The sequence below is a fragment of the Nonomuraea sp. NPDC054003 genome (assembly GCF_055585125.1).
This window is the reverse complement of sequence record NZ_JBVJKR010000003.1, coordinates 461,389-487,341: the sequence shown is the minus strand read 5'-3', so window position 1 is coordinate 487,341 and position 25,953 is coordinate 461,389. Positions and strand designations below refer to the sequence as shown.

General features: G+C 72.6%; 21 protein-coding genes and 1 tRNA gene. 12 read left to right on the top strand and 10 right to left on the bottom strand.

The genetic code is table 11. The features are described from left to right. Window positions 1–6 precede the first annotated feature (6 nt). Window positions 7–1,293 carry an ArsB/NhaD family transporter gene (locus ACZ6YG_RS09835; RefSeq protein ID WP_466017696.1) on the bottom strand — a complete coding sequence of 429 codons (1,287 nt, stop codon included), beginning with the start codon at window positions 1,291–1,293 and terminating at the stop codon, window positions 7–9. A gap of 224 nt (window positions 1,294–1,517) precedes the next feature. On the opposite strand from ACZ6YG_RS09835, the gene ACZ6YG_RS09830 reads away from it, so the two are divergent. From ACZ6YG_RS09830 to ACZ6YG_RS09805, 6 genes are all read left to right on the top strand, one after another. Then, window positions 1,518–2,507: a HAMP domain-containing sensor histidine kinase gene (locus tag ACZ6YG_RS09830; RefSeq protein ID WP_397198048.1), complete on the top strand. Its 990-nt coding sequence runs from the start codon at window positions 1,518–1,520 to the stop codon at window positions 2,505–2,507. Window positions 2,508–2,512: 5 nt separating this feature from the next. Continuing rightward, window positions 2,513–3,160, top strand: a complete 648-nt coding sequence (locus ACZ6YG_RS09825; RefSeq protein WP_397198049.1) for a response regulator — start codon at window positions 2,513–2,515, stop codon at window positions 3,158–3,160. 85 nt (window positions 3,161–3,245) lie between these two features. Further along, a complete protein-coding gene (locus ACZ6YG_RS09820) occupies window positions 3,246–3,470 on the top strand; it encodes a LacI family DNA-binding transcriptional regulator (RefSeq protein ID WP_148033320.1) in 225 nt (74 codons plus the stop codon). A gap of 5 nt (window positions 3,471–3,475) precedes the next feature. Beyond that, window positions 3,476–4,195 (top strand): substrate-binding domain-containing protein, encoded by a 720-nt coding sequence (locus ACZ6YG_RS09815; RefSeq protein WP_466017695.1) that lies wholly within the window; start codon window positions 3,476–3,478, stop codon window positions 4,193–4,195. Further along, the gene (locus ACZ6YG_RS09810) at window positions 4,135–6,207 is read left to right on the top strand and encodes a beta-galactosidase (RefSeq protein ID WP_466017694.1); all 2,073 of its coding nucleotides are present in this window, start codon (window positions 4,135–4,137) and stop codon (window positions 6,205–6,207) included. The genes ACZ6YG_RS09815 and ACZ6YG_RS09810 overlap by 61 nt, the downstream gene beginning before the upstream one ends. A 7-nt stretch (window positions 6,208–6,214) precedes the next feature. Then, entirely contained in the window at window positions 6,215–7,627 is a 1,413-nt protein-coding gene (locus ACZ6YG_RS09805) for a GH1 family beta-glucosidase (RefSeq protein ID WP_148033322.1), read from the top strand. 62 nt (window positions 7,628–7,689) lie between these two features. Here the strand turns inward: ACZ6YG_RS09805 and ACZ6YG_RS09800 are convergent, their stop codons facing one another. The 3 genes from ACZ6YG_RS09800 to ACZ6YG_RS09790 form a co-directional block, all read right to left on the bottom strand. Further along, window positions 7,690–10,170, bottom strand: a complete 2,481-nt coding sequence (locus tag ACZ6YG_RS09800; RefSeq protein WP_466017693.1) for a PEP/pyruvate-binding domain-containing protein — start codon at window positions 10,168–10,170, stop codon at window positions 7,690–7,692. A gap of 109 nt (window positions 10,171–10,279) precedes the next feature. After that, on the bottom strand, window positions 10,280–11,002 hold the full coding sequence (locus ACZ6YG_RS09795; protein ID WP_466017692.1) for a TetR/AcrR family transcriptional regulator: 723 nt from the start codon (window positions 11,000–11,002) through the stop codon (window positions 10,280–10,282). A gap of 86 nt (window positions 11,003–11,088) precedes the next feature. Continuing rightward, entirely contained in the window at window positions 11,089–16,491 is a 5,403-nt protein-coding gene (locus tag ACZ6YG_RS09790) for a tetratricopeptide repeat protein (protein WP_466017691.1), read from the bottom strand. A 108-nt stretch (window positions 16,492–16,599) separates the two neighbouring features. On the opposite strand from ACZ6YG_RS09790, the gene ACZ6YG_RS09785 reads away from it, so the two are divergent. The 3 genes from ACZ6YG_RS09785 (at window position 16,600) to ACZ6YG_RS09775 (ending at window position 18,311) form a co-directional block, all read left to right on the top strand. After that, entirely contained in the window at window positions 16,600–17,148 is a 549-nt protein-coding gene (locus ACZ6YG_RS09785) for a hypothetical protein (protein WP_466017690.1), read from the top strand. Between the two features lie 34 nt (window positions 17,149–17,182). After that, the gene (locus ACZ6YG_RS09780; RefSeq protein WP_466017689.1) at window positions 17,183–17,560 is read left to right on the top strand and encodes a hypothetical protein; all 378 of its coding nucleotides are present in this window, start codon (window positions 17,183–17,185) and stop codon (window positions 17,558–17,560) included. A gap of 79 nt (window positions 17,561–17,639) precedes the next feature. Further along, window positions 17,640–18,311: a DUF6766 family protein gene (locus tag ACZ6YG_RS09775; RefSeq protein ID WP_466017688.1), complete on the top strand. Its 672-nt coding sequence runs from the start codon at window positions 17,640–17,642 to the stop codon at window positions 18,309–18,311. Here the strand turns inward: ACZ6YG_RS09775 and ACZ6YG_RS09770 are convergent. Continuing rightward, window positions 18,245–19,081: a 1-aminocyclopropane-1-carboxylate deaminase/D-cysteine desulfhydrase gene (locus tag ACZ6YG_RS09770; protein ID WP_222709056.1), complete on the bottom strand. Its 837-nt coding sequence runs from the start codon at window positions 19,079–19,081 to the stop codon at window positions 18,245–18,247. The genes ACZ6YG_RS09775 and ACZ6YG_RS09770 overlap by 67 nt on opposite strands. Window positions 19,082–19,154: 73 nt before the next feature. On the opposite strand from ACZ6YG_RS09770, the gene galK reads away from it, so the two are divergent. Beyond that, window positions 19,155–20,270 carry a galactokinase gene (galK, locus tag ACZ6YG_RS09765; RefSeq protein WP_364228489.1) on the top strand — a complete coding sequence of 372 codons (1,116 nt, stop codon included), beginning with the start codon at window positions 19,155–19,157 and terminating at the stop codon, window positions 20,268–20,270. A gap of 27 nt (window positions 20,271–20,297) precedes the next feature. On the opposite strand, the gene ACZ6YG_RS09760 is transcribed toward galK, so the two are convergent. Both ACZ6YG_RS09760 and ACZ6YG_RS09755 read right to left on the bottom strand, forming a co-directional pair. Then, window positions 20,298–21,071: an enoyl-CoA hydratase-related protein gene (locus ACZ6YG_RS09760; protein WP_148033330.1), complete on the bottom strand. Its 774-nt coding sequence runs from the start codon at window positions 21,069–21,071 to the stop codon at window positions 20,298–20,300. A 41-nt stretch (window positions 21,072–21,112) separates the two neighbouring features. Beyond that, on the bottom strand, window positions 21,113–22,246 hold the full coding sequence (locus tag ACZ6YG_RS09755; protein WP_364228487.1) for a nitric oxide synthase oxygenase: 1,134 nt from the start codon (window positions 22,244–22,246) through the stop codon (window positions 21,113–21,115). A 357-nt stretch (window positions 22,247–22,603) separates the two neighbouring features. On the opposite strand from ACZ6YG_RS09755, the gene ACZ6YG_RS09750 reads away from it, so the two are divergent. Then, on the top strand, window positions 22,604–23,488 hold the full coding sequence (locus ACZ6YG_RS09750; protein ID WP_466017687.1) for a right-handed parallel beta-helix repeat-containing protein: 885 nt from the start codon (window positions 22,604–22,606) through the stop codon (window positions 23,486–23,488). 147 nt (window positions 23,489–23,635) lie between these two features. Here the strand turns inward: ACZ6YG_RS09750 and ACZ6YG_RS09745 are convergent. Next, window positions 23,636–23,707 (bottom strand) — tRNA-Asn (locus ACZ6YG_RS09745). Window positions 23,708–23,833: 126 nt separating this feature from the next. Between ACZ6YG_RS09745 and ACZ6YG_RS09740 the strand changes: the two genes are divergently transcribed. Beyond that, complete coding sequence (locus ACZ6YG_RS09740; protein ID WP_148033333.1) at window positions 23,834–24,148, top strand: YtxH domain-containing protein; 315 nt, start codon at window positions 23,834–23,836, stop codon at window positions 24,146–24,148. A gap of 23 nt (window positions 24,149–24,171) precedes the next feature. Here the strand turns inward: ACZ6YG_RS09740 and ACZ6YG_RS09735 are convergent, their stop codons facing one another. After that, on the bottom strand, window positions 24,172–24,645 hold the full coding sequence (locus tag ACZ6YG_RS09735; RefSeq protein WP_364228483.1) for a hypothetical protein: 474 nt from the start codon (window positions 24,643–24,645) through the stop codon (window positions 24,172–24,174). Then, window positions 24,642–25,937, bottom strand: a complete 1,296-nt coding sequence (locus tag ACZ6YG_RS09730; protein WP_148033335.1) for an amylo-alpha-1,6-glucosidase — start codon at window positions 25,935–25,937, stop codon at window positions 24,642–24,644. Before ACZ6YG_RS09730 ends, ACZ6YG_RS09735 begins: the two co-directional genes overlap by 4 nt. Between the last annotated feature and the right edge of the window lie 16 nt (window positions 25,938–25,953).

Below are 25,953 nucleotides of genomic sequence, written 5' to 3'. Positions count from 1 at the left end.
CCTCACTCAGACGAAATAGCGCAGCCAGACGTAGAGCCAGGCCATTGCTGTGCTGATCGCCGTGACGAGGATGCCGTATTTGGTGAACTGCCAGAACGTGATCTTGTGGCCGGAGCGGGCAGCCAGGCCGATGGCGACCACGTTCGCGCTGGCCGCCACCGCGGTGCCGTTGCCTCCGAAGTCCGCGCCCAGCGCGAACGCCCACCACAACGCCTGCCCGGTGTCAGGATCGGGAGCCTGCGCGACCAGCCCTTCCACGATAGGTGCCATGGTGGCCACATAGGGGATGTTGTCGAAGAACGCGCCGAGGATCGCCGAACCCCAGACCAGCGCGGTCGCCGCGCCGAAGAAGTTGTCGCCGACGGCTTCGATCGCCCAGAGGCCGATGGCCTCGATCACCCCGGTGTGCACGAGCCCGGCGACCATGACGAACAGTCCGATGAAGAAGACCAGCGTCGGCCACTCGACCTCGGCCATGACCTCGGACGTCTCGGCCCGCGCCACCAGCATCATCACGCCCGCGCCGACCAGCGCCACGATGGACGGCTCGACGTGCACGATGGCGTGCAGCCCGAACCCGACGATCACCAGGGCGAGTACGATCATGCACCGGACCAGGAGCTTCGGGTCCGTGATGGCCCGCTTCTCCTGCAGCTTCATCACTTCGGCGACCCGGTCGGGGTTGTACTGGAACGACTTCCTGAACATCACCCGCGTCAGCAGCAGGAAGGCCACGAAGACCACCACGACGATGGGCGACATGTGCACGAGGAAGTCGTTGAAGGTCAGGCCCGCGCGGCTGCCGATGATGATGTTCGGCGGGTCGCCGATGAGGGTGGCCGCGCCGCCGATGTTGGAGGCGAGCACCTCGGCGATGATGTAGGGCTGGGCTGGGATGTCAAGACGTTCACACACCATCAACGTCACCGGCACGACCAGCATGATCGTGGTGACGTTGTCAAGGAAGGGGGAGGCGATCGCGGTGATGGCCATGAGCATCACCATCAGCCGGTAGGGCTTCCCCTGCGACTTCTTCGCGGCCCAGATGGCCAGGAAGTCGAAAAGCCCCGTCTGTTTGATGATCCCCACGATGATCATCATGCCGAGCAGGAGGAAGATGACGTTCCAGTCGATGCCCTCGTGCTCGGAGTGAAAGACTTCCGCGCCGGGGATCAGCCCGAGCACCGCCATGACGCCGGCGGCCACGAGCACCACCTTGACCTTGTTCACCTTCTCGGTGGCGATGAAGTAGTACGCCACCACGAAGACGGTCAGGGCGATGACACCGCTCATCGGGCGTGCCCCGGCGGGCCGGTGCGAGCCGGACGGCAAACGGGCAACAGATACGGTGCAGATATGGCGGGTTGTCTCATGGTTTCCAGTTTCGGTAACGGACCGGTAACCACGCCATCGGGTCTGACACCCATCTCCGGTGGGGGAAACCATGTAGGCACGCACAAGGAGATGGGTGCTGCTACGGATGGACACGCACGCCGTCCGGCGGCGACTCTGATGATATGAAAGAGCGACGTCCGGCATCCGCCCGCTCACCTGCGCAGGCGCTGTTCCGGCGGCTCATCGTGATCAACGGCCTGGTGTTCACGGTCGGCACGCTGGTCCTGGCGGTGTCACCCGCCACGGTGTCCGCGCCTGTGCTGCTCACCGAGATCCCGGTGCTGACGATCGGCCTGGCGCTGATGCTGGGCGCCAACGCGGTGCTGCTGCGCCGCAGCCTGGCCCCGCTGGTGGCGCTCACCGCGCTCATGCAGCGGGTCGACCTGCTGCGCTCCCGCGACCGGCTCGCCGAGAGCGGCAACGGCGACCTGACCGACGTGGTGGCGACCTTCAACGCGATGCTGGACCGGCTGGAGGCCGAGCGCAGCACCGCCGCCGCGCACGCGCTGGCCGCCCAGGAGGGCGAGCGGCAGCGCATCGCGCGCGAGCTGCACGACGAGATCGGCCAGAGCCTGACAGTGGTGCTGCTCGGCCTCAAGCGCGCCGTCGACCTCGCGCCGGAGGAGCTGCGCGAGGAGCTGCACAACATCCAGGAGACGGTACGGGGCAGCCTGGACGAGGTGCGCCAGGTCGCCAGGCGGCTGCGCCCGGGGATGCTGGAGGACCTGGGGCTGATCGCCTCGCTGAACGCGCTGGCCGCCGACTTCGGCGAGATGTCCGACGCCCACGTCACCCGCCGCCTGGAGTCGCACCTGCCGGAGCTGGGCGAGGAGGCCGAGCTGGTGGTCTACCGCATCGCGCAGGAGGGGCTGACCAACGTGGCCAGGCACGCCAGGGCGACCAAGGTCGAGCTCTCGCTCTGCCGCCAGCCCGACGGCGTGGTGCTGAAGATCGCCGACAACGGCCGGGGCGGCCCGATGACCGAGGGCACGGGCGTACGCGGCATGCGTGAGCGCGCGCTGCTGATCGGCGCCCGTTTGACCATCACCAGCCCACCGGGGGGCGGAACGACCGTGCGGCTGGCCATACCGGTCCGGCCGGAAAGGAACTGATCAGGTTGGAACGGACCCGCATCCTGCTCGCCGACGACCACGCCCTCGTGCGGCGTGGGCTGCGGATGATCCTGGACGCCGAGCCCGACCTCGTCGTGGTCGCCGAGGCCGGCAACGGCGCGGAGGCCGTCGAGCTGGCCGGCGAGGGAGTCGACCTGGCCATCCTCGACATCGCCATGCCGCGCATGACCGGCATCCAGGCGGCGCGCGAGATCTCCCGGCGCGCCCCCGAGGTGCGCCTGCTGATGCTGTCCATGTACGACAACGAGCAGTACCTGTTCGAGTCGCTGAAGGCCGGGGCGTCCGGCTACGTGCTCAAGTCGGTGGCCGACCGCGACCTGTTGGAGGCGTGCCGCGCGGCGATGCGCGGCGAGCCTTTTCTCTACCCGGGCGCGGTGACCGCGCTCATCCGCGACTTCCTGCAGCGCGACACCCGGGGCGAGGAGCTGCCGGGGAGCCTGCTCACGCCGCGCGAGGAGGAGATCGTCAAGCTCATAGCCGAGGGCCACTCGTCCAAAGCGATAGCGGACCTGCTGGTGATCAGCATCAAGACGGTCGACCGGCACCGCGCCAACGTGCTGGCCAAACTGGGCATGCGCGACCGGCTGGAGCTGACCCGGTACGCGATAAGAGCGGGTCTCATAGAGCCCTGAGCTCCCGCCCGTTGACATCCCGACAAACCGCCCCATACGTTTTGCGAAACGTTTCGATCCGCGTCCTGGCAGGAACCGGAGGGGCATGACCTCGTTGCGCGACGTGGCCGAGCGCGCCCAGGTGGCCGTCAGCACGGTCTCCGCCGCGCTCAACGGGACCCGCCCGGTGAAGGCGGAGACCAAGCGCCGCATCGAGCGGGCCGCGGCCGAGCTGGGCTACCGGCCCAACCTGCTGGCCCGCGGCCTGGTGTCCAAGCGGACCCGCATCCTGGCGCTGCTGCTCCCCCGCCCGGCAGCGGGTTCGGGCTGACCGAGATGCGGTTCGCGACCGGAGCCGCCGAGGCCGCCGCCGAGCTGGGCTACCACCTGCTGCTGTCGCCCGAGAGCGCCGATTCGGTCGAGGAGCTGCGCTACCTGACCGGGGTGACTCCTCCACTTCCTGAAGGAAGCGGCTTCTCGCTTTCCCCTGCTGAGGTAGGCGACGGACAAGCCCTGCCCGTTTCGAACAAAGAAACTATAACAGGGAAGCGATTCCCCTGCCGGGTGAACCCGGCAGTCCCCTCGCCAGATCTGATGGAGGTCCGGCTGGCCGACGAGCGGACGGACTTCCTGCTGGAGTCGGGCACGCGCGAGGCCGGCCTGTGGTACGCGGGCGACGTGCGCGCCGACACGGCCGGCGAGGGCCGGCTCGCCTTCGAGCGGCTGATGGCCGAGCACCCCGAGGTGACGGCGGTGGCCGCGATGAGCGACCAGGCGGCGGTCGGCGTGCTCCAGGCGGTCGAGGAGCGCGGCTGGCGCGTCCCCGGCGACCTGTCGCTCCTGCTGGCCAGCGCCTCGGCCCGGGTGGCGGAGATGTTCCGGCCCCGGCTGACCACGCTGGAGCCGCCCGGGGCCGAGCTGGGCAGGCTGGGCGCCCGCATGCTCATCGACCGGCTGGAGTCCCCCGGCTCGCCGCCGGCGCAGCGCCTGGTGCCGTGCCGGCTGGTGATCGGCGACAGCTCGGCGCCGCCGCGCGGGAGCGGGGCCGCGCGGTGAGCCCCGGCCTGCGCGACCTGACCCGGCGGCACGGGCTGCTGTTCGGCGGCGACTACAACCCCGAGCAGTGGCCGGAGGAGGTCTGGGCCGAGGACGTCCGGCTGATGCGGGAGGCCGGGGTCAACCTGGTCACGGTCGGCGTGTTCAGCTGGGCGCGGATCGAGCCGGAGCCGGGCGTCAGGGACTTCGGCTGGCTGGACCGGGTGCTCGACCTGCTCGCCGGCGCGGGCGTCGCGGTGGACCTGGCCACGCCCACCGCCTCGCCGCCGCCCTGGCTGGGGCACCGGTGGCCGGAGACGCTGCCGGCGGACGAGTCGGGGCACCGGCTCTGGTACGGCTCGCGCAACCAGTTCTGCCCGTCCTCGCCGGTCTACCGGGAACGGGCGCTGGCCCTGGTGGAGGACCTGGCCGGCCGCTACGCCGGGCATCCGGCGCTGGCCATGTGGCACGTGGGCAACGAGTACGGGCAGGTGTGCCACTGCGACACCACCGCCGAGGCGTTCCGTACCTGGTTACGGGAGCGGCACGGCGACCTCGGCGCGCTGAACGACGCGTGGGGCACGGCCTTCTGGAGCCAGCGTTACAGCGCCTGGGAGGAGGTGCTGCCGCCCCGGCGCGCTCCTTACCTGGTCAACCCGGCGCAGCGGCTCGACTTCCGGCGGTTCTGCTCCGACGCGCTGCTCGCGCATTTCAGGGCCGAGCGGGACGTGCTGCGCGCCCACACCCCGGACATCCCGGTCACCACGAACTTCATGGGGTTCTTCAACCTCGTCGACTACTGGTCCTGGGCGCCCGAGGAGGACGTCGTCTCCGACGACTGGTACCCGGACCCGGCCGACCCGCTGTCCCACGTGCGGGCCGCGCTCACGCACGACCTGATGCGCTCGCTCGCCGGCGGGCCGTGGATGCTCATGGAGCAGGCGGTCTCCGCCGTGAACTGGCGGCCGCACAACCTGCCCAAACCACCCGGACAGCTGCGGCTGGAGTCCTTCCAGGCCGTGGCGCGGGGCGCGGACGGGCTCTGCTATTTCCAGTGGCGGGCCTCCCGCTCCGGCTCCGAGCGCTTCCATTCGGCGATGGTCCCGCACTCCGGGCCGGACACGCGGCTGCATCGCGAGGTGCGCGCGCACGGCGCGGAGCTGCGCGCGCTCGCCGGGGTGGCGGGCACGCGGGTGCCCGCGCGGGTGGCGCTGGTGTTCGACTGGCCGAGCTGGTGGGCGGCGACCGAGCGCGGCCTGCCCAGCGACCGGCTCGACCCGGTGGAGGAGCTGTTCCGCTACTACCGGCCGTTCTGGGAGCGCGGGGTGAGCGTGGACCTCGCACCGCCCTCGGCCGACCTCTCCGGCTACGCGCTGGTGGTGGCCCCCAGCCTGTTCCTGCTCGGCGAGGACGACGCGGCGTCGCTGACCTCGTACGTGCGCGGCGGCGGCACGCTCGCGGTCGGCCCCTTCTCCGGGATCGCCGACCGGGACGCGCGCGTCCACCGGGGACGGTTCCCCGCGCCGCTGCGTGAGGTGCTGGGCCTGTCCGGCGAGGAGTGGCTGCCCGTGCCGGAGGACCGGGCGGTGCCCTGCGCGTGGACGGACGGCGGCGCGTTCACCGCCCGCCTCTGGACCGAGCTGGTACGGGCCGAAGGCGCCGAAGCGGTCGCCGTCTTCGCCGGGAGCGGGGATCCGGCGGTGCTGCGGCACCCCTGCGGCGCGGGCACCGCGTGGTACGTGGCCACGCGGCCCGAGCACGACGCGCTCGCCACGCTGGCCGGGCGCCTGCTCGCCGACGCGGGCGTCACCGGCGCGCTGCCCGGCCCGCCGCCGCCCGGCGTCGAGGCGGTCCGGCGCGGCCCCGCGCTCTTCCTCCTCAACCACGGCGACGGAACCGCCCGCGTGCCGATCCCCGGCCCCGCGCGGGACCTGCTGACCGGAGCCGTCGTGGACGGCGCGGTCACCCTGGCCCCCCGGGAGGCCGTCGCCCTGCAGAGCCCGGAGCACGAAGCATCGAACACTGAGGAGTGACTCCCCGATGACAACCTTCCCCGACGACTTCCTGTGGGGCACGGCCACGGCCGCCTACCAGGTCGAGGGCGCCTGGAACGAGGACGGCCGCGGGCCGTCGATCTGGGACACCTTTTCCCACACGCCCGGCCTGGTGACCGGCGGCGACACCGGTGACCTGGCGTGCGACCACTACCACCGGCTGGAGGAGGACCTGGACCTCCTCGCGGCGCTGGGCGTCGGCGCCTACCGCTTCTCCATCTCCTGGCCGCGCGTGCTGCCCGGCGGCGGCGACCGGGTCAACCAGGCCGGGCTGGACTTCTACCGGCGGCTGGTCGACGGACTGCTGACCAGGAACATCGCCCCGGTGGCCACCCTGTACCACTGGGACCTGCCGCAGGAGCTGGAGGACGCGGGCGGCTGGCCGAACCGCGACACCGCGTACCGGTTCGCCGAGTACGCCCGGCAGACGGGCGAGGCGCTCGGCGACGGCGTGCGCACCTGGATCACGCTCAACGAGCCGTGGTGCTCGGCCTACCTCGGCTACGGCTCCGGCGTGCACGCCCCCGGCCGCACCGATCCGGCCGCGGCGCTGGCCGCCGTGCACCACCTGAACCTGGGCCACGGGCTGGCCGCCCGCGCGCTGCGCGAGGTGGTCGACCCGGCCGCCCAGGTGTCGGTCACGCTCAACCTGCACCACGCGCGCGGCGTCTCCGAGCAGGACGCGGAGGCGGTGCGCCGGGTGGACGCGCTGGCCAACCGGGCCTTCCTCGGCCCGATGCTGGACGGCGCCTACCCGCGCGACCTCATCGACGACACCGCCTCGGTCACCGACTGGTCGTTCGTCAAGGACGGCGACGAGGCGACCGCCGCCGCGCCGATCGAGGTGCTGGGCGTCAACTACTACAACCCGATCCTGGTGCGGCAGTGGGACGGGACCAGCGCCCGCGACACGGCCGACGGGCACGCGGACGGCGCGGCCTCACCGTGGATCAACTGCGCGGACGTCGAGTTCGTCCAGCAGCCCGGACCGTACACCGAGATGGGCTGGAACATCGACGAGACCGGCCTGACGGAGCTGCTGCTGCGGCTGCGCCGCGACTACCCGTCGCTGCCCGTCATGATCACCGAGAACGGCGCGGCCTTCCCCGACGAGGTCTCCGCCGACGGCCGCGTGCACGACGACGACCGGATCGACTACCTGCGCCGCCACCTGACGGCGGTGGCCGAGGCGATCGAGGGCGGGGCGGACGTGCGCGGCTACTTCCTGTGGTCGCTGATGGACAACTTCGAGTGGGCCCACGGGTACGGCAAGCGCTTCGGCATCGTCCGCGTGGACCGCGACACCATGGAGCGCACCTGGAAGGACAGCGCCCGCTGGTACCACGACGTGGTGGCGGCCAACGCGCTCCCCGCCGAGGCGGCCTCCCCGGCGTCGTAGGCACTATCAGCAAGGGCATCGGCCGCCGCGTCGCGGGAGCGCTCCCGCGACGCGGCGGCCCGTCAGGTCAGGACCTCGACGGTGCCGCGCTCGCCGTCCACGCGGACGCGGTCGCCGTCGCGCAGCCGCATCGTGGCGTTGCCCGTGCCCACCACGGCGGGGATGCCCAGCTCCCTGGCCACGATCGAGGCGTGCGACAGCGGCGCCCCCATGTCCGTCACCACCGCCGCCGCCCTCGGGAACAGCGGCGTCCAGCCCACGTTGGTCAGCGTCGTCACCAGGATCTCGCCCGGCCTGAGCCGGTCGCCGTCCTCCGGCCCGCCGATCAGCCGGGCCACGCCCTCGACCACTCCGGGGGCGCCGGGGAAGCCGGTGACCGTGTCCTGGGGCGGGACGCCGCCGCGCGCGTCGAACAGGTCGGCGCGCCGGTCGGGGTCGGCTGCCCAGCGCACCGGGTCGAACGGGCCGACGATCAGCGCCGGGTAGGCGGGCAGCGCGGCGTAGCGCTCGTAGGTGGCGCGCCGCACGGGCACCTCGGCCAGCGGGCCGGTGTCGCCGCGCAGCACCGCGGCGATCTCCTCCCGGTCCAGGAAGAACAGCTCGTCGCCGCGCCCGGTCAGCTCCCCGGCGCGCAGCACGTACGCGCGCACCACCCAGAACGCGCGGACGACCTCCGAGCGGGCGGCCTCCCGGTCGCGCACCACCGCGTTCCAGCGCCGCACCTTCTCCCGCATCCCGGCGACCTTGCGCGGGTGACTCCGGGCGAACCTGGCCCACGCCGCGCCGGCCGCCTCGCGCTGGCGCTCCAGCAGCGTCCCGGTGTCCTCGGGCAGGTCGCGCAGCCCGGCGAGCTGGGCGTCGAGCCAGGCCGGGTCCTCGCCCGGCCGCGGCATCGAGATCTCGAACTCGTGCGGGCCCCGGTGCCCGTGGCGGCGGGCGAACTCCTCGCGGGTGATCTCGCCTCTGGCGACCTTGCCGAGCCCGGTGAGCAGGCCGAGGCTGGCCAGCTCGCCGTCGGCGTTCACGCCGGTGAGCATGGCCTCGGCGTCCACCTCGCCCGCCAGCTTGCGCAGCCGCACGCGGGTGAGCACCAGCGCCGCGCCGCCCTGCCGCCCGGCGGCCTCCAGCATCCGGCAGGCGGTGACGAGGTACGGCAGGATCTCGCGCTCCCCCAGCTCCGCCAGCTCGGGCCCGGAATCGACGGCGGCGATCCGGGCGCGCAGCTCGCCGGCGCGTTCCGGCGCCTCGGCCAGGAACTCCCGCATGCCCTTGAGGTTGCGGCGCACCCGCCTTCGCACCTCGACGGCCACCGGCAAGACCCGCCTGAACAGCTCCCAGCGGGACACGTCCAGCAACGGCACGTCCAGCCCGGCCGGGACCTTGCCGAACACCTCCTCCAGCGCGCTGAGCCGGGACTGGAGCCCGAAGGCGTGGGCCACGGAGTAGGCGATGCTCAGGTTCATGTAGAACCGGCCGCCGATGTTGCCCACCAGGCGGAACCCGGGCAGCGTGGACGCGTACATGGCCTCGCGGATGAAGAGCCGCACGAACGACCAGGTGGCGGGCGTCATCACATCGGGGATGGCCTCCCCCAGGTTGCCCCCGCTCCACAAGTGGCCGCCCTCGGCCGCGTCGTTCCACTCCTCGTGGCGCTGCCCGAGCGCGGTGATCGGGCGCGCCTGGAGGATGGCGAACGCGCCGTCGCGCCTGGCCCACTCCACGTCCATCGGCGTCCCGTACAGCTCCTCGACGCGCGCGCCGAGCGCGGCGAGCTCGACCGCCTGCCGCTCGTCCAGCACGGGCGCGCGGCGCAGTTCCTCGGGGACGGGCCGCTCGCGGGTGCCGTCCTCGGTGCGCACGGTCATGACGGCCTTGTCACCGGTACGGGAGCGCGTGACCCGCCCCTGCGAGACCACCACCGTGTCGGGAGTGACCTGGCCGCCGACGACCGCCTCGCCGAGACCCCAGGCGGCGTCGATCACTGTCTCGTCCCGGGCCCCGGTGACGGGGTCGGCGGTGAACATCACGCCCGCCGCGTCGGCGTCCACCAGCTCCTGCACCACCACGGCGAGCGCCACCTCGGCGTGCGGGACCCGGTTGTGGTCGCGGTAGGCGATGGCGCGGGCGTTCCAGAGCGAGGCCCAGCAGCGCCTGACCGCGTCGAGGAGCGTGTCGGCCCGGACGTTCAGGTACGTGTCCTGCTGGCCGGCGAACGACATGTCCGGCAGGTCCTCGGCGGTGGCCGACGAGCGCACCGCCACCGGGGCCCCGACCGCCTCGTAGGCGGCCAGGATCTCGGCGGCCAGGTCGCCCGGCACGTCGCGGGCGGCGAACAGTCCGGCGATGCGCTCGGTGTCGCCGGCCTCGGCGGCTTCGAGGATCTCGTCCCGGAAGCCGGCGGTGAACGCGCGGTAGGCCTCTGTGGTGACGACGAACCCGCCGGGCACCGGCAGCCCCGCCCCGGCCAGCCGCGCCAGCGAGGCGCCCTTGCCCCCGGCCGTGGCGAGATCACCCGCGGCGTCGAGCGGTATCACGACCTTCATCACGCCTCCTTCGACTCGGAAAGGTCCGCGCCGGTCAGCCCGCGGCGGGCGGTCTTCTCCAGCTCGGGAAGGACCGCGCCGGTCAGCTCGCAGCGGACGGTCTTCTTCATCACTTCTCCTCGGGAAGCGTCGCGACGCCGAGGGAGCCGGCGAGCTTGCGGCAGGCGATCTCCTCGATGGCGTCGAGGCAGGCGCGGGTGGCGCGGGCGACGCCCGGATCCGGGGGCGCGCCGGTGCCGAGCGTCCGGCCGACGGCGTCGGCGACCAGCTCGGCGACGCGCTCGTCCGGCAGCCGCCACTCCTCAGGCCGCATCCCCTGCGGGACCAGGAACCCGTACAACAGCGCTGTGACCAGGGCGAGCCCTTCGTCGGCGCCGAGGTCGGAGCGGACGGCGCCGAGCGCGGCCAGCTCGTCCAGGTAACGGTCGAAGGCGGCGGCGCCCTCAGTGGTGCCGCCGCTCTCCAGCTTCTGCCGGGTCAGCTTGCCGAGCATCTGAGAGTCGCCGACCACGGCCGCCCGCGTCAACGGGCGGCGCAGCAGCGCCGTGGTCAGCGCGCCGATCAGCTCGGGCAGGGTGCCGGGCGCCGCCGCGCGCACCTGCCGCACCATGAGCACCCGGTCACGGCGGAGCAGCGCGACGAAGAGCGCGTCGCGGGTCTTCCAGTGCAGGTAGATCGTGCCCTTGGCGACACCCGCCGCGCGGGCCACGTCCTCGATGGTCGTCTTGTCGTAGCCCCAGCGCAGGATCAGCTCGGCGGCGGCGTCGAGGATCCGGTGCGCCCGCTCCAGCTGGCGGGCCGGGTCCTGCGGCGGCCGTCCTGGTCTGGCCATCTGTTCCCCCAAATATTTGACCGGATTAGCTTATCCGGTCATTTTATTCACCACAAGTTTCCTCTCGTACGGCGAAATGTCGGTTTTTAGGGGAGTTTGGCGAGCAAGGTCTTGGCCTCCAGCGTGAACGTCTCGTCGCCGCTCGCCACGGCCCGCTCCAGCAGGCGGCGGGCGGCGTCCGGGTCGCCGTCGGCCATGCGGACCTCGCCGAGCCGGCAGGCGGCCTCGGCCACCAGCTCCGGCCGGTCCGTCAGCGTCAGGGTCAGCTCGTAGTACCGCACGGTCCCGTCACGGTCGCCCAGCCAGTACGCCAGCTCGCCCAGATGCGCCGCGGCCATCCCCGCCTCGGGGTCGCCGGCGTCGATGACCCGCTGGTACCAGCCGAGCGCCTCGGGGAAGTCGCGCCGCCGCTTGGCCAGCGCGCCCAGGTACATCGCGCCGAGCGCGCTCACGTGCCCCTCGGTGGCGTGCACCGCCTGCACGTACCAGGCACGGGCGGCCGCCTCGTCCTCGTCGTGGTAGGTGTTGCCGAGCGCCACCATCGCCCGCGCCGCCGCCTCGGGGTCGCCGGCCTCCAGCACCCGCCGGTAGGCCGCCCGCCCTTCGGCCTCCTTGCCTGCGGCGACCAGGGCCTGCGCGTACACGGTCAGCGCCGTCGGCTCGCCGCTCTCCGCCGCCTCCCGCAGCGTGCGCAGCGACGTCTCGGTGTCGCCCTGCCGCTCCTGCAGCATGCCCAGCAGGCTGCCGAACACCGGCCGCGCCGGGCTGTCCGCGTCGCCCGCCCGCCGTTCGGCCAGCCGGTAGAACGCGTCGGCGTCGCCCTGGGCGTCGAGCAGCTCCAGCAGCCTGCTCCCGGCCACGAACCGCACCTCGGGGTCGTCGTCCTCGTTCAGCCCTTCGTAGACCTCCCTGGCCTGCCCGGTCTCCCCCAGCGCGGCCAGCCGCGCGGCCGCCTCCAGCTCGGCGAACGGGTCGCCCGCCAGCGCGTAGTAGGCGCGCACGGCCTCCGGGTCCTCGCACTCCTCACCGATCTCCCGGCCGGCCGCGGCGGCGTGCTCCCCCATCCGCGACAGCACCTGGAGGGCGAGCCGGTGCTCGCCGCGCCCGCACGCCTGCCGCGCCAGCACGGTCAGGTTGCCGACGGCCAGCCGGGCGGCCTCGGACCCGCCGCCCGCGTCCACGGCGACGGCGAACGCGTCGGCGGCGCCCAGCGGGTCGCCGTCCTCGTGCAGCCAGCAGCCCAGGTCGAGCGCCGCCTGCGCGGCCGCGTCCGCGTCCTCGGACTCGATCGCCAGCCGGGCCTCCTCGGCGGCGCCCGCCGCGTCGCCGAGCGCGCGCAGCGCCCTGGCCAGGTCGCCGCGGACGGCGGGCACGGCGCGCCGGTATCCGGCCTCGACGGCCTTGCGCAGCATCAGCACCGCGCCCGCCAGGTCGCCGCCGCTCCGGCAGGCCTCGCCCCACGCCCAGTAGCCCATCGTGACGGTCTCCTGGTCGCCGGTGCCGGCCGCGCGCTCCGCCTGCTCCTTGACTTCCTCGTACGCCTGCTGCTCCAGCAGCACCACGAGCAGGTGGCGCAGGCTCTCCAGGTCACCGGCCGCGACCCCGGCGGCGAGCGCCGCACGCGCCCCCTCCCCGTCGCCGCGTTCCCGCCGCAGCTCGGCGAGCTGTACGGCGGAGCCCGGCATGGCGGCGTGCAGCGCCTCGGCGGCGCCGTCCAGGTCACCTCTGGCGCGCCTGGCCCGGCCGATGCCCTCCCAGGCGTGGGCGGCGGCGTCCTCGTCCCCGGTGGCGGGCAGCAGGCACAGCTCGGCGCGACTGTGCTCGCCCCGCTCGGCCAGTACCCCGCCCAGCCCCAGCCTCGCCTGCGCGGACACCCTCGGCTCGCCGAGCTCCACCAGCATCCGGTACAGCTCCTCCGCCGGCTCCTCACCGTCCAGCCCCCGCGCCGCCGCCAGCACCTCGTCGTACGACTCCGCGGCCGGCCGCTCCACCAGCAGGTGCCGCACCTCGGCGACGTCGTCCTCATGCAGCGCCAGCAGCAACTCGGCCATCTCCGCCGACCCGGCGACCCCGGCCAGCGCCGTCAACGCCGCCTCCCGCTCCCCCAGCGCGGCCAGCGCCCACGGCAACTCCTCCGCACTCGCCCTCCCCAGCCGAGCCCTGGCCACCGCCGCCGCCCTCTCGTCCGCACCCCCGGCAGCCCGCTCGAACGCCTCCCACGCCCCCCGAGAGTCCCCACCCTGAGCCAGCAACTCCCCCAGCAACAACTCCCCCTCACCCCCGAGCACCCCAACGACGGCAGCGCGCTCACCGAAGGCGTGGTCCTCACCCCCGAGAACGGTGCGCCTCTCACCGACGATGGCGGGGCGCTCGCCGGGGGTGAGATTCTCACCCCCGAGAGCAGTGCTCACCTCCCGGGACGCTGCATCCGCCGCACCTAGAGATGAGCCCGCCTCCCGCTCGCCGGGGGTGGGGTACTCACCGCCGACAGCAGTGCGCACCTCCAGGGACGGTGCGTCCAGGGGCGAACCCACCTCCCCGGACGCTGCACCCAGTGGGGTGTCCGGCTGGGCGCCTCGGGCTCGGGCTGCTTGGAGGGTGGTGATGGCTTCGGTGAGGTGGCCGTGGGTGCGGAGGGAGCGCGCGAGGTGGAGGGCGGCGTCGTGCGGGGAGTGCGCCGACAGGAGGGCGCGGGCCTCGGGCAGGCGGCCCGCGGCTACCAGGGCGTCCGCGAGGTGGGTGACCGCACGGACGTCGGCGGGGTCGAGGTCGAGTGCTCGCCGGTACGCCGAGGCGGCGTCGTCGTGGCGACCGGCGGACTGCCGCACGGCGCCCAGGTGGCGCAGCGCCATCGCGGCCAGCCTGTCGTCGTCACCTTCGGCGGCAAGTTCCCATGCCGAGGCGGCCCCCGCCAGGTCGCCGGACTCCTGGCGGAGCGCCCCCAGATAGCAGGCCGCCTCCTGGACGACCCCGGCGTGCCCGGAGTCCAGCGCCAGCGTCAGCGCACTGTCGGCCGCCTCACGGTCACCACGCCGCTGCCAAGCATGCGCGCTCTGCATCGCCAGCATCGCCGCGAGCCACCGCACCTCCCCGCCGATCCCGCCAAGCGCCCGCCCCGCCGCCGAGAACTCCCGATCGAGCAGCGCCCTCCCGTACCGCCCGAACTCCCCGTACGAGTCCCGCCCGTCCAAAACCACCCCAGACGCAGCAGCACCCTCGAACCCGACGGCCCGATCTCCAGCCGCGTCCGACCCCAGTTCCCCGTACGACGCCCGCCCCTCCGAAACCATCCCGGACGCGACCCGACTCTCGGACACGGACGGAACGTCGGACGCGGACCGACTCTCGGACGCCGCCTGAACCCCGGACGCGGAGCGACTCTCGGACGGAATCTGAATCTCGGACGCAGTCTGGCCCTCGGACGCGACCCGACCCCCGGACGCGCGGTCACCCGCCCCGTCCGGCACCAGTTCAAAGGCGGCCCGTGCACCCTCCAGGTCGTCCAGCCGCACCCGGGTGAGGCCCAGGAGCCAGGCGGCGCGGACGGCGTCCCGGCCGCCGTGCGCGATGACCCGCTCGTGCAGGCGGCAGGCCGCGAGCAGGTCGCCCTGCTCCTCGTACACCCGCGCCAGCCCCGCCGCCGCCTCCCGCCGCAGCCCTTCGTGCGTGGACGACAGGGCCTCGGTGTACGCCTCACGGGCCAGGGCAAGCTCGTCGGTCATGCCCGCGAGCGCGTGCGCGACCCACGGCGCCAGCGCGGGATGCCCGCCGAGCCGGGCGCGGCGCAGCAGGTCCGCGGCCTCGTCCCGCTCCCGCAGCACGTCCCTGCCGATCACCGCCGCGTACGACAGCGCCAGCGGGTCGCCGGAGCCGGCGGCCCGCCGCAGCAGTCCTGCCGCCTCCGACAGGTCGAGCCCGAGCGAGCCCGCCACCTGCGCGAACACGGCGGTCCCGACGGCCGCCACGCCAGGGTCGGCGGCGTCCATGGCCTCCCGGTAGCGGGCCAGCCCTTCCTCCCGCCCCAGCCGCTGATGGGCGACGACCGCCCGCAGCACCGGGTGCGGCTCGTCGCCGGAGCGCTCCAGCAGGCACAGCAGGAAAGCCGCGGTGAAGCCCTGCGGCACGTCCTCACCCTCGGCGACGTAGGTGAGCAGCTCGTCCGCCTGCTCCCGGTCGCCCTCGCCCAGCTCCAGCTCGGCGAGCGCCATCATGGCCCGCACCGCCTGGGCGCCCGCGCCGGAGTCGGCGGCCCGCCGCAGCAGCCGCCTGGCCTCCGCCAGGTCTCCGGCGCGCAGCTGGGCCAGCCCTTCGTCGGCGTCCTGCAGCGCCTGCTCCTCGACGGGGTCCGACAGCGGCTCGCGCCGCGCGTCGTGGTCAAGCAGCAGCGCCGCCTTGAAGGCGGCGTCGGGGTCGGGGTGCCGGGAGGCCGCGCACACCAGCTCCATGATCTCCTCGTACGCCTCCGCGTGCCGTTCGAGCAGCATGGCCAGGAGCGTCACCGACACCGAGGCCCACTCGCTCTCCCCCGCCGTGAGCACGACCCGCAGCGCGTCCAGCGCCTCGGCCACCTCGCCGGCCTCGGTGTGCAGCTGGGCCAGGCAGGCCTGCGCCTCCAGCGCGTACTCGCGCTGCCCGCTGGCGATCACCCGGCGGAAGATCGCCTTGGTCCGGTCCTCGTCGCCGAGATGGCCGATGACCTTGGCCTGCTCCAGCAGCGCGGGCAGCCGCATCTCCGGGCGCGGGTCCTCGGCGGCGCGGGCGTAGGCGGCCACCGACTCGGCGTACTCGCCCAGGTCCACCAGGACGGCGCCGAGCAGCTTGTACGCCATGGACAGGTGGTCGGGGTGACCGGCGGCGACGGCGTGCTCGCAGACGGCCCTGGCCTCCTCGAACCGCCCCTCGTCCGCGTACTGCCGGTAGAGCCGGAACGCCGACAGCGACACCACCTCGGGGTCGCCGCCGGTGAGCAGGTCCCGGTAGTCGTCCTCGTCCCGCGCCTGCTCGTACAGCTCCCTGGCGGAGCCGGCCGGCGGGAAGTCCGGCAGCCGCAGCCGGGCCGCGAGCTCGGCCACCGCGGGGCTGCCGGAGCGGCGCGCCCGGTCCAGCGCCTGGCCGGCGCCCGCCTCGTCGCCCAGCTCGGTGCAGACCAGCACCATCGCCGTCTCGGCGAGCGCGGCCACCTCGAAGTCGGCCCCGTCGGCCGCGATCGACAGCACCCGGTGCGCCGCGGGCCACTCCCTGGCGTTGATCAGCATCATGCCCATGGCCATCGCCGAGCGCTGCCCGTACACCGGGTCGCCCGACTGGATCACCGCGCGGTGCGCGGCCTCGGCGCCGTCCAGGTCGCCCTGCTCCTCCAGCAGGCATGCCAGCAGGTGCGACGCCTGGGCGTCCCCGGTCGCGGCCACCTCCCTGAACAGCGCGGCGGCCCCTTCGAGATCTCCCGCTTCCCAGCGGTCCATGGCCGGCCCGAGCTGTTCTGACGTCATTTACGCTCCCTGTTTAACCACTGAAGTGAAAAAACTACACATCTGTCACCTGCGTCACAGGCCATTCGGTGATACTCGGCGCCCGGCCCGCGCCGTACGGTAGAGCTCATGGGCAAGGCGTTCTGGATCGACCAGGAGTTCGACAGGGACCGTGACGGGCGCTACGCCGTGCACGTGCGCAAGAACCTCGACGCGTTCGAGTGGGGCGACATCGCGCCGGTGCGCTTCGCGTGCGCGGCCTGGGAGCTGGCCACGCCGCCGTCGCTGTCGCCCGGCTACGTGCGCTGGGACCGGCGGGTGCTGGAGGCGGCCTGCGTCCGCAACACCTGGGACGGCACGCTCAACGCGCGCATCAGGCTCGTCTCGCCGCCGCCCGCGGAGCTGACCCGCTCGCGCGCCTGGTGGCGCGACCGCGGCTGGCTCGGCTGGCAGGAGACGTTCGGCCAGTACGTCGAGCCCTCGCAGTCCGACCTGGCCCGCCACCCGTTCCTGCGGGTGAGCCTGCTCGTCGAGGCGCCGGTGCCGCTCGACGACCTGCCGCCGGAGCCCGAGGGCCCGCACGACGAGGTGGAGCAGAGCGCCCGGCGGGCCGTGACGGTGCTCGCCCGCGAGCTGAACGCGCTGGTCGCGCCGATCCTGGAGCAGCTCGGCCCCTGAGCATGCCGGATGGTCTTCCGGGTAGCCCACGGTCATGAGACTCGTCGTGGGTGTGATGCTCGCGGTGCTCGCCACCGGCTGTGTCGCCGACACCGCCGGGCCCTCCAGGGCCGCGGAGCGCTTCCACGCCGCACTCGCCGACCGCCAGTTGGAGGCGGCCTGCGGCATGCTCGCCCCCAAGACGGCCGACAAGCTGCCCGATCCTGGTCAGACGTGCGCCGACGCGCTGCGCGAGCTGGCGCTCGGGCCGGGCGGCGGCGTCACCGAGGTGAGCGTCTGGGGTGACGAGGCGCAGGTGCGCCTGGAGGGCGACACTCTCTTCCTGCACCACTTCGCCGACGGCTGGCGGGTCGTCGCCGCGGGCTGCGCGCCGGTCCGCGACCTCCCGTACGAGTGCGAGGTGGAGAACTGATGAAGGTGATGTTCACGCTGACCCTGCTCGTCATCGTGTCCGGGCTGGCCTTCTTCTACACGATCGGATGGTCCCACCTTTGAGGCGGTTCAAGGACAACGCGCTGTCCGTGGCCTTCCTCGTCCTGTTCCTCGTCTGCCTGGCCGGGCAGGCCCTGGCCGGGATGCTGGACTACAACGAGCGGCAGCTCGTCGACGGCGGCGAGCCGGTCTCCTTCCTGCGGTACGTGTTCTCCTCCGACTACGCGGTGGACGTCGCGGAGAACTGGCAGTCGGAGTACCTGCAGTTCTTCATGTTCATCATGCTCACCGTCTGGCTGGTCCAGCGGGGCTCGCCGGAGTCGAAGGAGCCGGGCCAGGCGGGCGCCGAGTCCGACGAGCAGCAGCTGATCGGCCGTCACGCCGGTCCCGGCTCGCCCGCGTGGGCCAGGGCGAAGGGGGCGCGCCTGTGGCTCTACAGCAACTCGCTGGGCCTGGTGATGGGCTCGATCTTCCTGCTGTCGTGGGGGGCGCAGTCGGTGGCGGGGCTGGCGTCGTACAACGCCGAGCGGCTGACCGACCTGCGCGACCCGGTCGGCTGGGGCTCGTACGTGACCTCGCCCGACTTCTGGAACCGCAGCCTGCAGAACTGGCAGTCGGAGCTGCTCGCCGTGCTGTCGATGGTGGTGCTCTCGATCTACCTGCGTCAGCGGGGCTCGCCCGAGTCGAAGCCGGTCGGCGCGCCCCACGCGGCCACCGGGGTCGAGGGCTGACCGGTGACCACGGCGACGACGCGGGCGCCGGCGGGGAAGACGCCGCGGCGGGCCAGGCCGACGATGCCGAGCAGCATCTTGGCGACGTAGACCCGCTCCACCCGGTGCTCGGCGGCGAACGCGGTGAGCTCGGGCGTGGTGCGGGCGTAGCCGCCGAAGTGGTGGCCGAGGTCGATCGCCCAGTTGTCCCATACTCGCCCGTACGCCTCGCGCTGCAGCCTCGCCACCTCGCCGGCGAGGAACGCGGCCCCCTTGAGCACGGCGAACCCGAGGGCCCGCTTGCCCTCGGGCAGCCCGGCCGCGATGCCGGCGAGCGTGCCGCCGGTCCCGACCGGGCAGCAGACCACGTCGTACGGGACCGGGATGTCGGCGGGGAGCTCGGCGCAGCCGCGGACGGCGGCGGCGTTGCTGCCGCCCTCGGGCAGGATCGCCACGTCGCCCCAGCGCTCGCGCAGCCGCGCCACCACCTCGGGGGTGTCCTTGCGCCGGTACGAGTCGCGGTCGAGGTAGTCGAGCCGCATCCCGCAGGCGACGGCGTAGGCCAGTGACGGGTTCAGCGGGAGGCGCTCCTCGCCGCGGATCACGCCGACGGTCTCGAACCCGTGGCGGCGCCCGGCGGCGGCCACCGCCCTGATGTGGTTGGAGTAGGCGCCGCCGAAGGTGAGCACGCGCGGATGGCCCAGGTTGTGGCGGAGCTTGCGCGCCTTGTTGTCGTCGTGCATGAGAAAGACCCGCACCGAACCGAGCGCGGGATCCAGCAGCTCCTCCACGCTCCTCCTGGTGCCGCTCGTACCGCTCGTGCCGCTAGTCTACGGTCGGGTCCTTGTTGAAGGGTGTTGGAATATGCGGGTTGTTGAAGCTTTCCGTGCCGCTTTCGGCGCCGAGCCGGCGACCGTCTGGCGCGCGCCCGGCCGGGTCAACCTGATCGGCGAGCACACCGACTACAACGACGGCTTCGTGCTGCCGTTCGCGGTCCCGTGGGGCGTCACCGCGGCGGTCAGCCCGCGCGACGACCAGACGATCCGCCTGCTGTCGCTGCAGGCGTCCTCGCCCGAGCCCGTGGTCCTCGCGGCCCGCGACGACGCCCGCGGCTGGACCCGCTACGTGGTCGGCGTCCTCGCCATGCTGGGCGACCGGGTGCGCGGCGCCGACATCGCCGTCGACGGGGACGTGCCCCAGGGCGCCGGGCTCAGCTCCAGCGCCGCGCTGGAGGTGTCGGTGGCCTCCGCGCTCAACGAGCTGCACGGCCTCGGCATGACTCCGATGGAGGTGGCGCTGCTCGGCCAGCGGGCCGAGAACGACTTCGTCGGCATGCCGTGCGGCATCATGGACCAGGCCGCCTCGGCGCTGTGCCGGGAGGGCCACGCGCTGTTCCTCGACTGCCGCACCCTCGGCTCCCGCAACGTCCCGCTCGACCTGGCCGCCCACGGGCTGCGCATCCTGATCATCGACACCCGGGTGCACCACGAGCACGCGGGTGGGGAGTACGCCAAGCGGCGGGCCGAGTGCGAGTCCGCCGCCCGCACGCTCGGCGTCGACGCGCTGCGGGACGTGACCGACCTGGGCGCGGCGCTGGCCCGGCTGCGGGGTGAGGAGCGCAAGCGGGTCGAGCACGTGGTGACCGAGAGCCACCGGGTGGAGGCGGTCGTGGGCCTGCTGCGCGCCGGCCGGCCCGCGGAGATCGGCGCCCTGCTCAACGCCTCCCACCTGTCGCTGCGCGACAAGTACGAGGTGTCGTCGCCCGAGCTGGACGTCGCGGTGGAGGCGGCCGTGCGCGGCGGGGCGCGGGGCGCCCGCATGACGGGCGGCGGCTTCGGCGGCTCGGCCATCGCCCTGGTGGCCGAGGACCGGCTGGACACGGTCCGGCAGGCGGTGTCCTCGGCCTACGAGGAGCGTTCCTGGCAGCCGCCCCGCTTCCTGCCCGCCACCCCGGCCCCCGGCGCCCACCCCCTCACCTGACGCCGCGGGCCCCCGGGGCGCGCCGGGTCAGAGGGAGGGGAAGTCGGGGTCGCGGCGCTCCACGAAGCTGGCGACGCCCTCGGCGAAGTCCGGACGGCCGAACGACGCCAGCATCTCCTCCGTCGCCCGCTGGTACGACTCGTCCAGCGTCGTCACCCAGTCGCCCCACACCTGCCGTTTGATCACCGCCATCGAGGCCGGGGAGCTGAGGGCGGCCAGCTCCCCCGCGTACGCCCGCGCCTCCTCCAGCAGCCGGTCCCCGGGCACCGCCCGCAGGGCCAGGCCCATCTCGCACGCCTCGCGCCCGGTGAACGTCCGGCCCGACAGCAGCACGTCCATGGCCCGCTGCTGCCCCATGATGCGCGGCAGCACCCATCCCAGCCCGTACTCGGCCACCAGGCCGCGGCGCGCGAAGGCGGTGGTCCACTTGGCGTCCTCGGCGGTGAACACCAGGTCGCACATGAGCGCGTGGACCAGCCCGAGCCCGGCGCAGGCGCCGTTGACCGCCGCGATCACCGGCTTGGCGATCGTGACGGGGAAGGTGTTGGGCCGCGGGTCCGGCTCCCCTTCGTAGGTGCCCTGCTGGATCGACGCCAGCGCCTCGAAGTCGGCCCCCGCGCAGAAGCCCCGGCCGGCTCCCGTGACGACGACGGCGCGCACCCGCGGATCCTTCTCCGCCTCCGCCAGCAGGTCGAAGTAGCGGCGGCCGAGGGCGTCGGTCCAGGCGTTGAGCCGGTCCGGGCGGTTGAAGGTGAGCGTGAGCACGCCTCGGTCGAGCGAGGAGAGTACGAGTTCTGCCATGGGCCAACAGAAACATGTTCTAGAGCGGGGTGCAACGCCCATCAGTGACGAGCCACGAAGTTCGGCGTGAGCAGGGGGTTGTCGTAGTAGCGGTGGAAGACGGGGGTGACGCCGCCCGAGATGGGCGGCACGATCCAGGACCAGTCGGCCGGGCAGACCCGCCCCGCCTTCTCCTCCCTGGCCAGATGGGTGAGGAACCGGCGGGACTCGGTGTGGTGGTCGGTCATCGTCACCCCGGCCTTCTCGAACGAGTGCAGCACCGCCACGTTCAGCTCCACCAGCGCGTGGTCGCGCCAGAGCGACCGCTCGGACGAGACGTCCAGCCCGAGCCGCGCGGCCACCACGGGCAGCTGGTCGTAGCGGTCGGCGTCGGCCAGGTTGCGGGCGCCGATCTCCGCCCCCATGTACCAGCCGTTGAACGGCGCGCACGGGTAACACACGCCACCGATCTCCAGGCACATGCCGGAGATCGCCGGCACGGCGTGCCAGCGCAGCCCCAGCTCGGCGAACCAGGGGAACTCCGGATGCTCGATCGGCACCTCCAGCACCACGTCGCCCGGCACGTTGCACAGCAGGGGCTCGCCCATCCCCGGCTGGATCACCAGCGGCAGCACGTCGAACCGGCCTCCCCCGCCCCGCCAGCCCAGCGAGGTCGCCAGCTCGGTGAGGCCGACGTGGCGGGGATCGCCGACGACGGACCCGCCGGGTTCGCGGTATCCGGCGTAGCGGATCAGCTGGTCGTTCAGCACCCGGGGCGCCCGGCGGGCGGGCAGGTCGGGCGGGAACACGGTGATGACCGGCCTGATCTTGCCGCCGTTGGTGGCCTCCCGCAGGTGCTCCACGCACTCCAGGGCCACCCCTTCGGCGCTGGTGGTCCGGCGGCGGTCACGCACCTTCAGCGACTTCCAGTACAGCCGGCCGATGCAGCGGTTGCTGTTGCGCCAGGCCACCCGGGCGCCGAACTCCAGCTCCTCGGAGGTGTGCGTGTACGAGCCGCGCCGGGCGATCTCCCTGGCCACGTCCCGCAGCCGCGCGGCCGGGTCGCCGGCTTCCGGGTGCTCCTCGTGGAAGAGCCTGACGAAGCGCTCGGCCTCGCGATGGTCGGTGGTGCGCTCGATGAGGGTCGGTACGGGCAGGGCGTCGAAGGGTCGCAGCGTTCTGATCCAGGTAGGCAACGCAGTAACCAGCACTTTTCCGGTCACGGATCGCCCCGCCGGTTCCGGGCCGGCAGTACGTCCTGGTGGCGGCGCCCTCTCCGCACCGCCGTGACGGCTTGTCCGCGGCAGCTTTCATCCTGACCCGTCGGTACCGGTTCTGTCCGGCAAAACAGGAAAGTGGGCGGCGTGAGGCGCATATGCCCTATTTGTTCCGTTAGAAGCGATATAGCGTACATTATCTCTATTGTAATAATTAAAGTCGTTACGTTCCTCTAGCTCGGAATTCTGTGCAATTCATCCAGAGTTTGAGCCCTTCGCCCCAGTGGGAGGATATTTGTGCCACAGAACTAATCTGTGTCCTTATGGGGGAATCTCATGTATGCAAAAACTCTGCTCGTCGGCGGCCTGGGGGGCATTCTGCTCGCCTGCGCCCTGCCGATGGCCGCTTGGGCGGCGCAGGACGGCCACCACAGAGGCGAGACCACCGTGACCTGCGGACAGGTCATCACCAGATCCATCAAGCTCGCCAACGACCTGCACAACTGCCGCGGCATAGGGCTGGAAGTCGGCGCGCGCAACATCACCATCGACCTCAACGGCCACACCATCGACGGCAGCGGGGGCGCCCTGCCCTTCAACGGGATCGACAACACCCCGGAGGGATCGTCCCGCACCGGTCACTCCGGAGTGACCATCAAGAACGGCACCGTCACCGAATTCGGGGCCGGGGTCAGTCTCGGGGATGGGGCCGACCGCAACCACGTCCGGAACATTCTCGCCACCGACAACGGCGGCGCCGGGATCGTCGCCCGGGACGTGGATCGCCCGCATATCAGCGACAGCGCCGCCGACAGCGCCCGTTTTGGGATTTTTATCGAGTCCGTGACCAACGCACGCGTCGAGCGCAACGCCGCCCTCAACAACAGCGATGAAGGAATCGTCGTCACGGCGAGCAGAAGGACCGTGCTCCACCGCAACAGCGTGGTGAACAACAGGGGCACGGGCATCTTCGTCACGGCCAGTTCGACCTCCACCCTCATCGACGACAACGACGCCAACGGCAATGGCGAGGGCAACGACGGGGGAAGCGGCATCAACGTCACCGCGACCGATGCGGCCACCGTGATCAGGGACAACCGCGCACGCAACAACGACGAGTTCGGTATTCGAGCCGAACTAGGGGTCACCGACGGTGGCGGCAACCGGGCCAGCGGCAACGGCAACCCCGCCCAATGCCTCAACATCAGGTGCAGGCCCTGAGCCGAGGAAAATGACATACCGGCACGGATCCCACACCCGGATCCATCACCGATCTCCTCGGGCCGGTGATCCCTGACCGGCTCCGGGAACGACTCAGGCCCCTCTCCCTTGATCCAGGAGAGGGGCCTGATCTGCGTCTTGCCGAAGCTCCCGCGAGAGGACTCGAACCTCTAACCTGCCGGTTAACAGCCGGCTGCTCTGCCGTTGAGCTACGCGGGATCGATCGGATCCGCGCTGATCGGAGGGCCTGTCGGGCCGCCCGTCGTGCGCAGGAATAGATTAGCGCACTCCTGGAGTGCGTGTCGCATCGTGATCCGGGTAGTGCCGTGAGAGCGGAGGTGCAATATGCGGTATCGAATGCCATTCGTTATGGGACTGGCCGTCGGGTACGTGCTCGGCAGCCGGGCCGGACGTGAACGGTACGAACAGATCAAGAGAACGGCCCAGCGTGTCGCCGACGACCCCCGGGTCCAGGAGGCCGCGGGGGTGATGGGCGCGAAGGCGTCCAAGATAGGCGAGATGGCCCGGTCGAAGATGAGCGGGTCCATGCAGGACAAGATGCCGTTCGGCAAGAAGCACAAGGCCGACCAGGGCACCGGGTGGCCGGACGAGAAGGTCACCGAGCCGGCCACGGCCGACCGGACGGGGATTCCCTACTGACGGGAGCATGGGCGTGTGACTCGTCACACGCCCATGCTGCGTCGCATCCCTTCGAGCGCCTGCTCGGCCTGGGCCCGAAGGCCCGGGTCGTCGGGGTCGAGGCCCTCGTCGAACACGAGCTTCCAGCCGACGACCTCGCCGCCGGGTCTGCGCCTGGCCACCAGGCGCACCCCGCCGCGGCCGGGCAGCTCCACGTGCTTGTTGACCACGATGGTGGCGTTGACGCGCTCGCGCAGGGTCTCGGGCAGCAGCCGCGGCTCTGCCACCCGCACGGCGTGGATCGTGCCGTCGCCGGTGACCAGCCGCAGGCCGTCCTCGTCCCACGAGGCCTTGTCGATGGTCTCGTACGGCACTCTCGTGCCGTCGGGCAGGAACAGCGCCAGTGTGGTCGCCACGAGGTGAGCGTCGTCTGACGGGGTGAAGGCGAGCACGCGCTCCCCCGGCTCGGTGGTCAGGGACTCGCGGACGCCGGCGGGCAGGCGACGGAAGACTTTCACCTCTCCACCGTATCCACCGTGTCATCGGTCGTGTCGGCGAGCAGGTCCAGGGTGAGCGCCGCGCTCCAGGAGAAGTCCCGGCAGCCGCGACCGCTGCCGTCGAACGGGTCGAAGCACTCGCGGAACCCTGCCTGCCTGACCAGGCGCAGCGTGCCGTTGGTGAGCTGCTGACCGAGCGACTCCAGGCCGTGCACGGCGGCGGCGCGGCGCAGCAGCCAGTTGGTGTTCACCCAGGACGGGCCGCGCCAGTAGCGGGTGCGGTCGAACTGGACGGCGCGGATCTCGCAGCTGGGCACCGGGTAGCCGGTGGCGCCCATGAACCGGGCCGACTCCAGCACCTCGACGGCCGTGTTCACCTGCAGGGCGGGCAGCCCGGGGTCGAGCAGCGGTCCGAACCCGCCGACGGTGCAGATGCGGACGAGACGCTCGTCGCGCAGGTCGCGGGCGTAGAAGCAGCCGTCCCACAGCCGGTCGAGCAGGGCGCTCCTGATGCGCTCGGCCTGCTCGACGTGCGGCACGGGGTCGGCACCCGCGATCGGGGCCAGCTCGGCCAGGGCCTGGCACGAGGCGAGCCAGATGCCGTTGAACAGCGGGTCCTCGATCGCGAACGGGTGCTCGTCGCGCAGGTATCCGGCCTGGTAGCCGGCGTTGCGGTAGCGCAGCGCCAGCCACACGTACCGGTCGTGGTCGCTGTCGGGGTGCCGCTCGTCCAGGTCGACGTTGCGGTAGCCGTAGCGGATCTCGGGGAGCGCGGCGAGCGCGCCGTCCCACGCCGGGCTGTCGTCCATGCCCGATTCCCAGGGGTGCACGATCGCGGCCAGCCCCGCGCCCCCGAGGTCGCGGGCGCCGGCGAGGTAGGCGTGCTGCGCGGCCAGGGCCGGGAAGGCCCGCCTGACGAAGGCGTCGTCGCCGGTGTGCCGGTAGAGCCACCACAGCGCCAGCCCGTGCAGCGGCGGCGCGGTCAGCCCCGAGGTGAGCACCCGGGGCGCCGCCGGGTGGTCCTCGGAGCGCCATACGGCCGGGCCGGGGAAGTACGCCTCGGGCGTGTGGAAGACGATGTGCGGGATCATCCCGGTCGCCCACTGCCCGTCCAGCAGGCCGAGCAGCTCGGCGCGGGCCCGGTCGGGGCGGTGCCTGGCCAGGCCGATCGCGACGAACGCCGAGTCCCAGCTCCATTGGTGCGGGTAGAGGCCGGGCGCGGGCACGGTGGCGCTTCCCGTCCAGTTCGCCTCGAGCACGGACAGTGCTTCGCGCCCGAGCGCGGCGTCGTCGACCGCCGGCCGCGCTTCCATCCACCCACTATGCGCC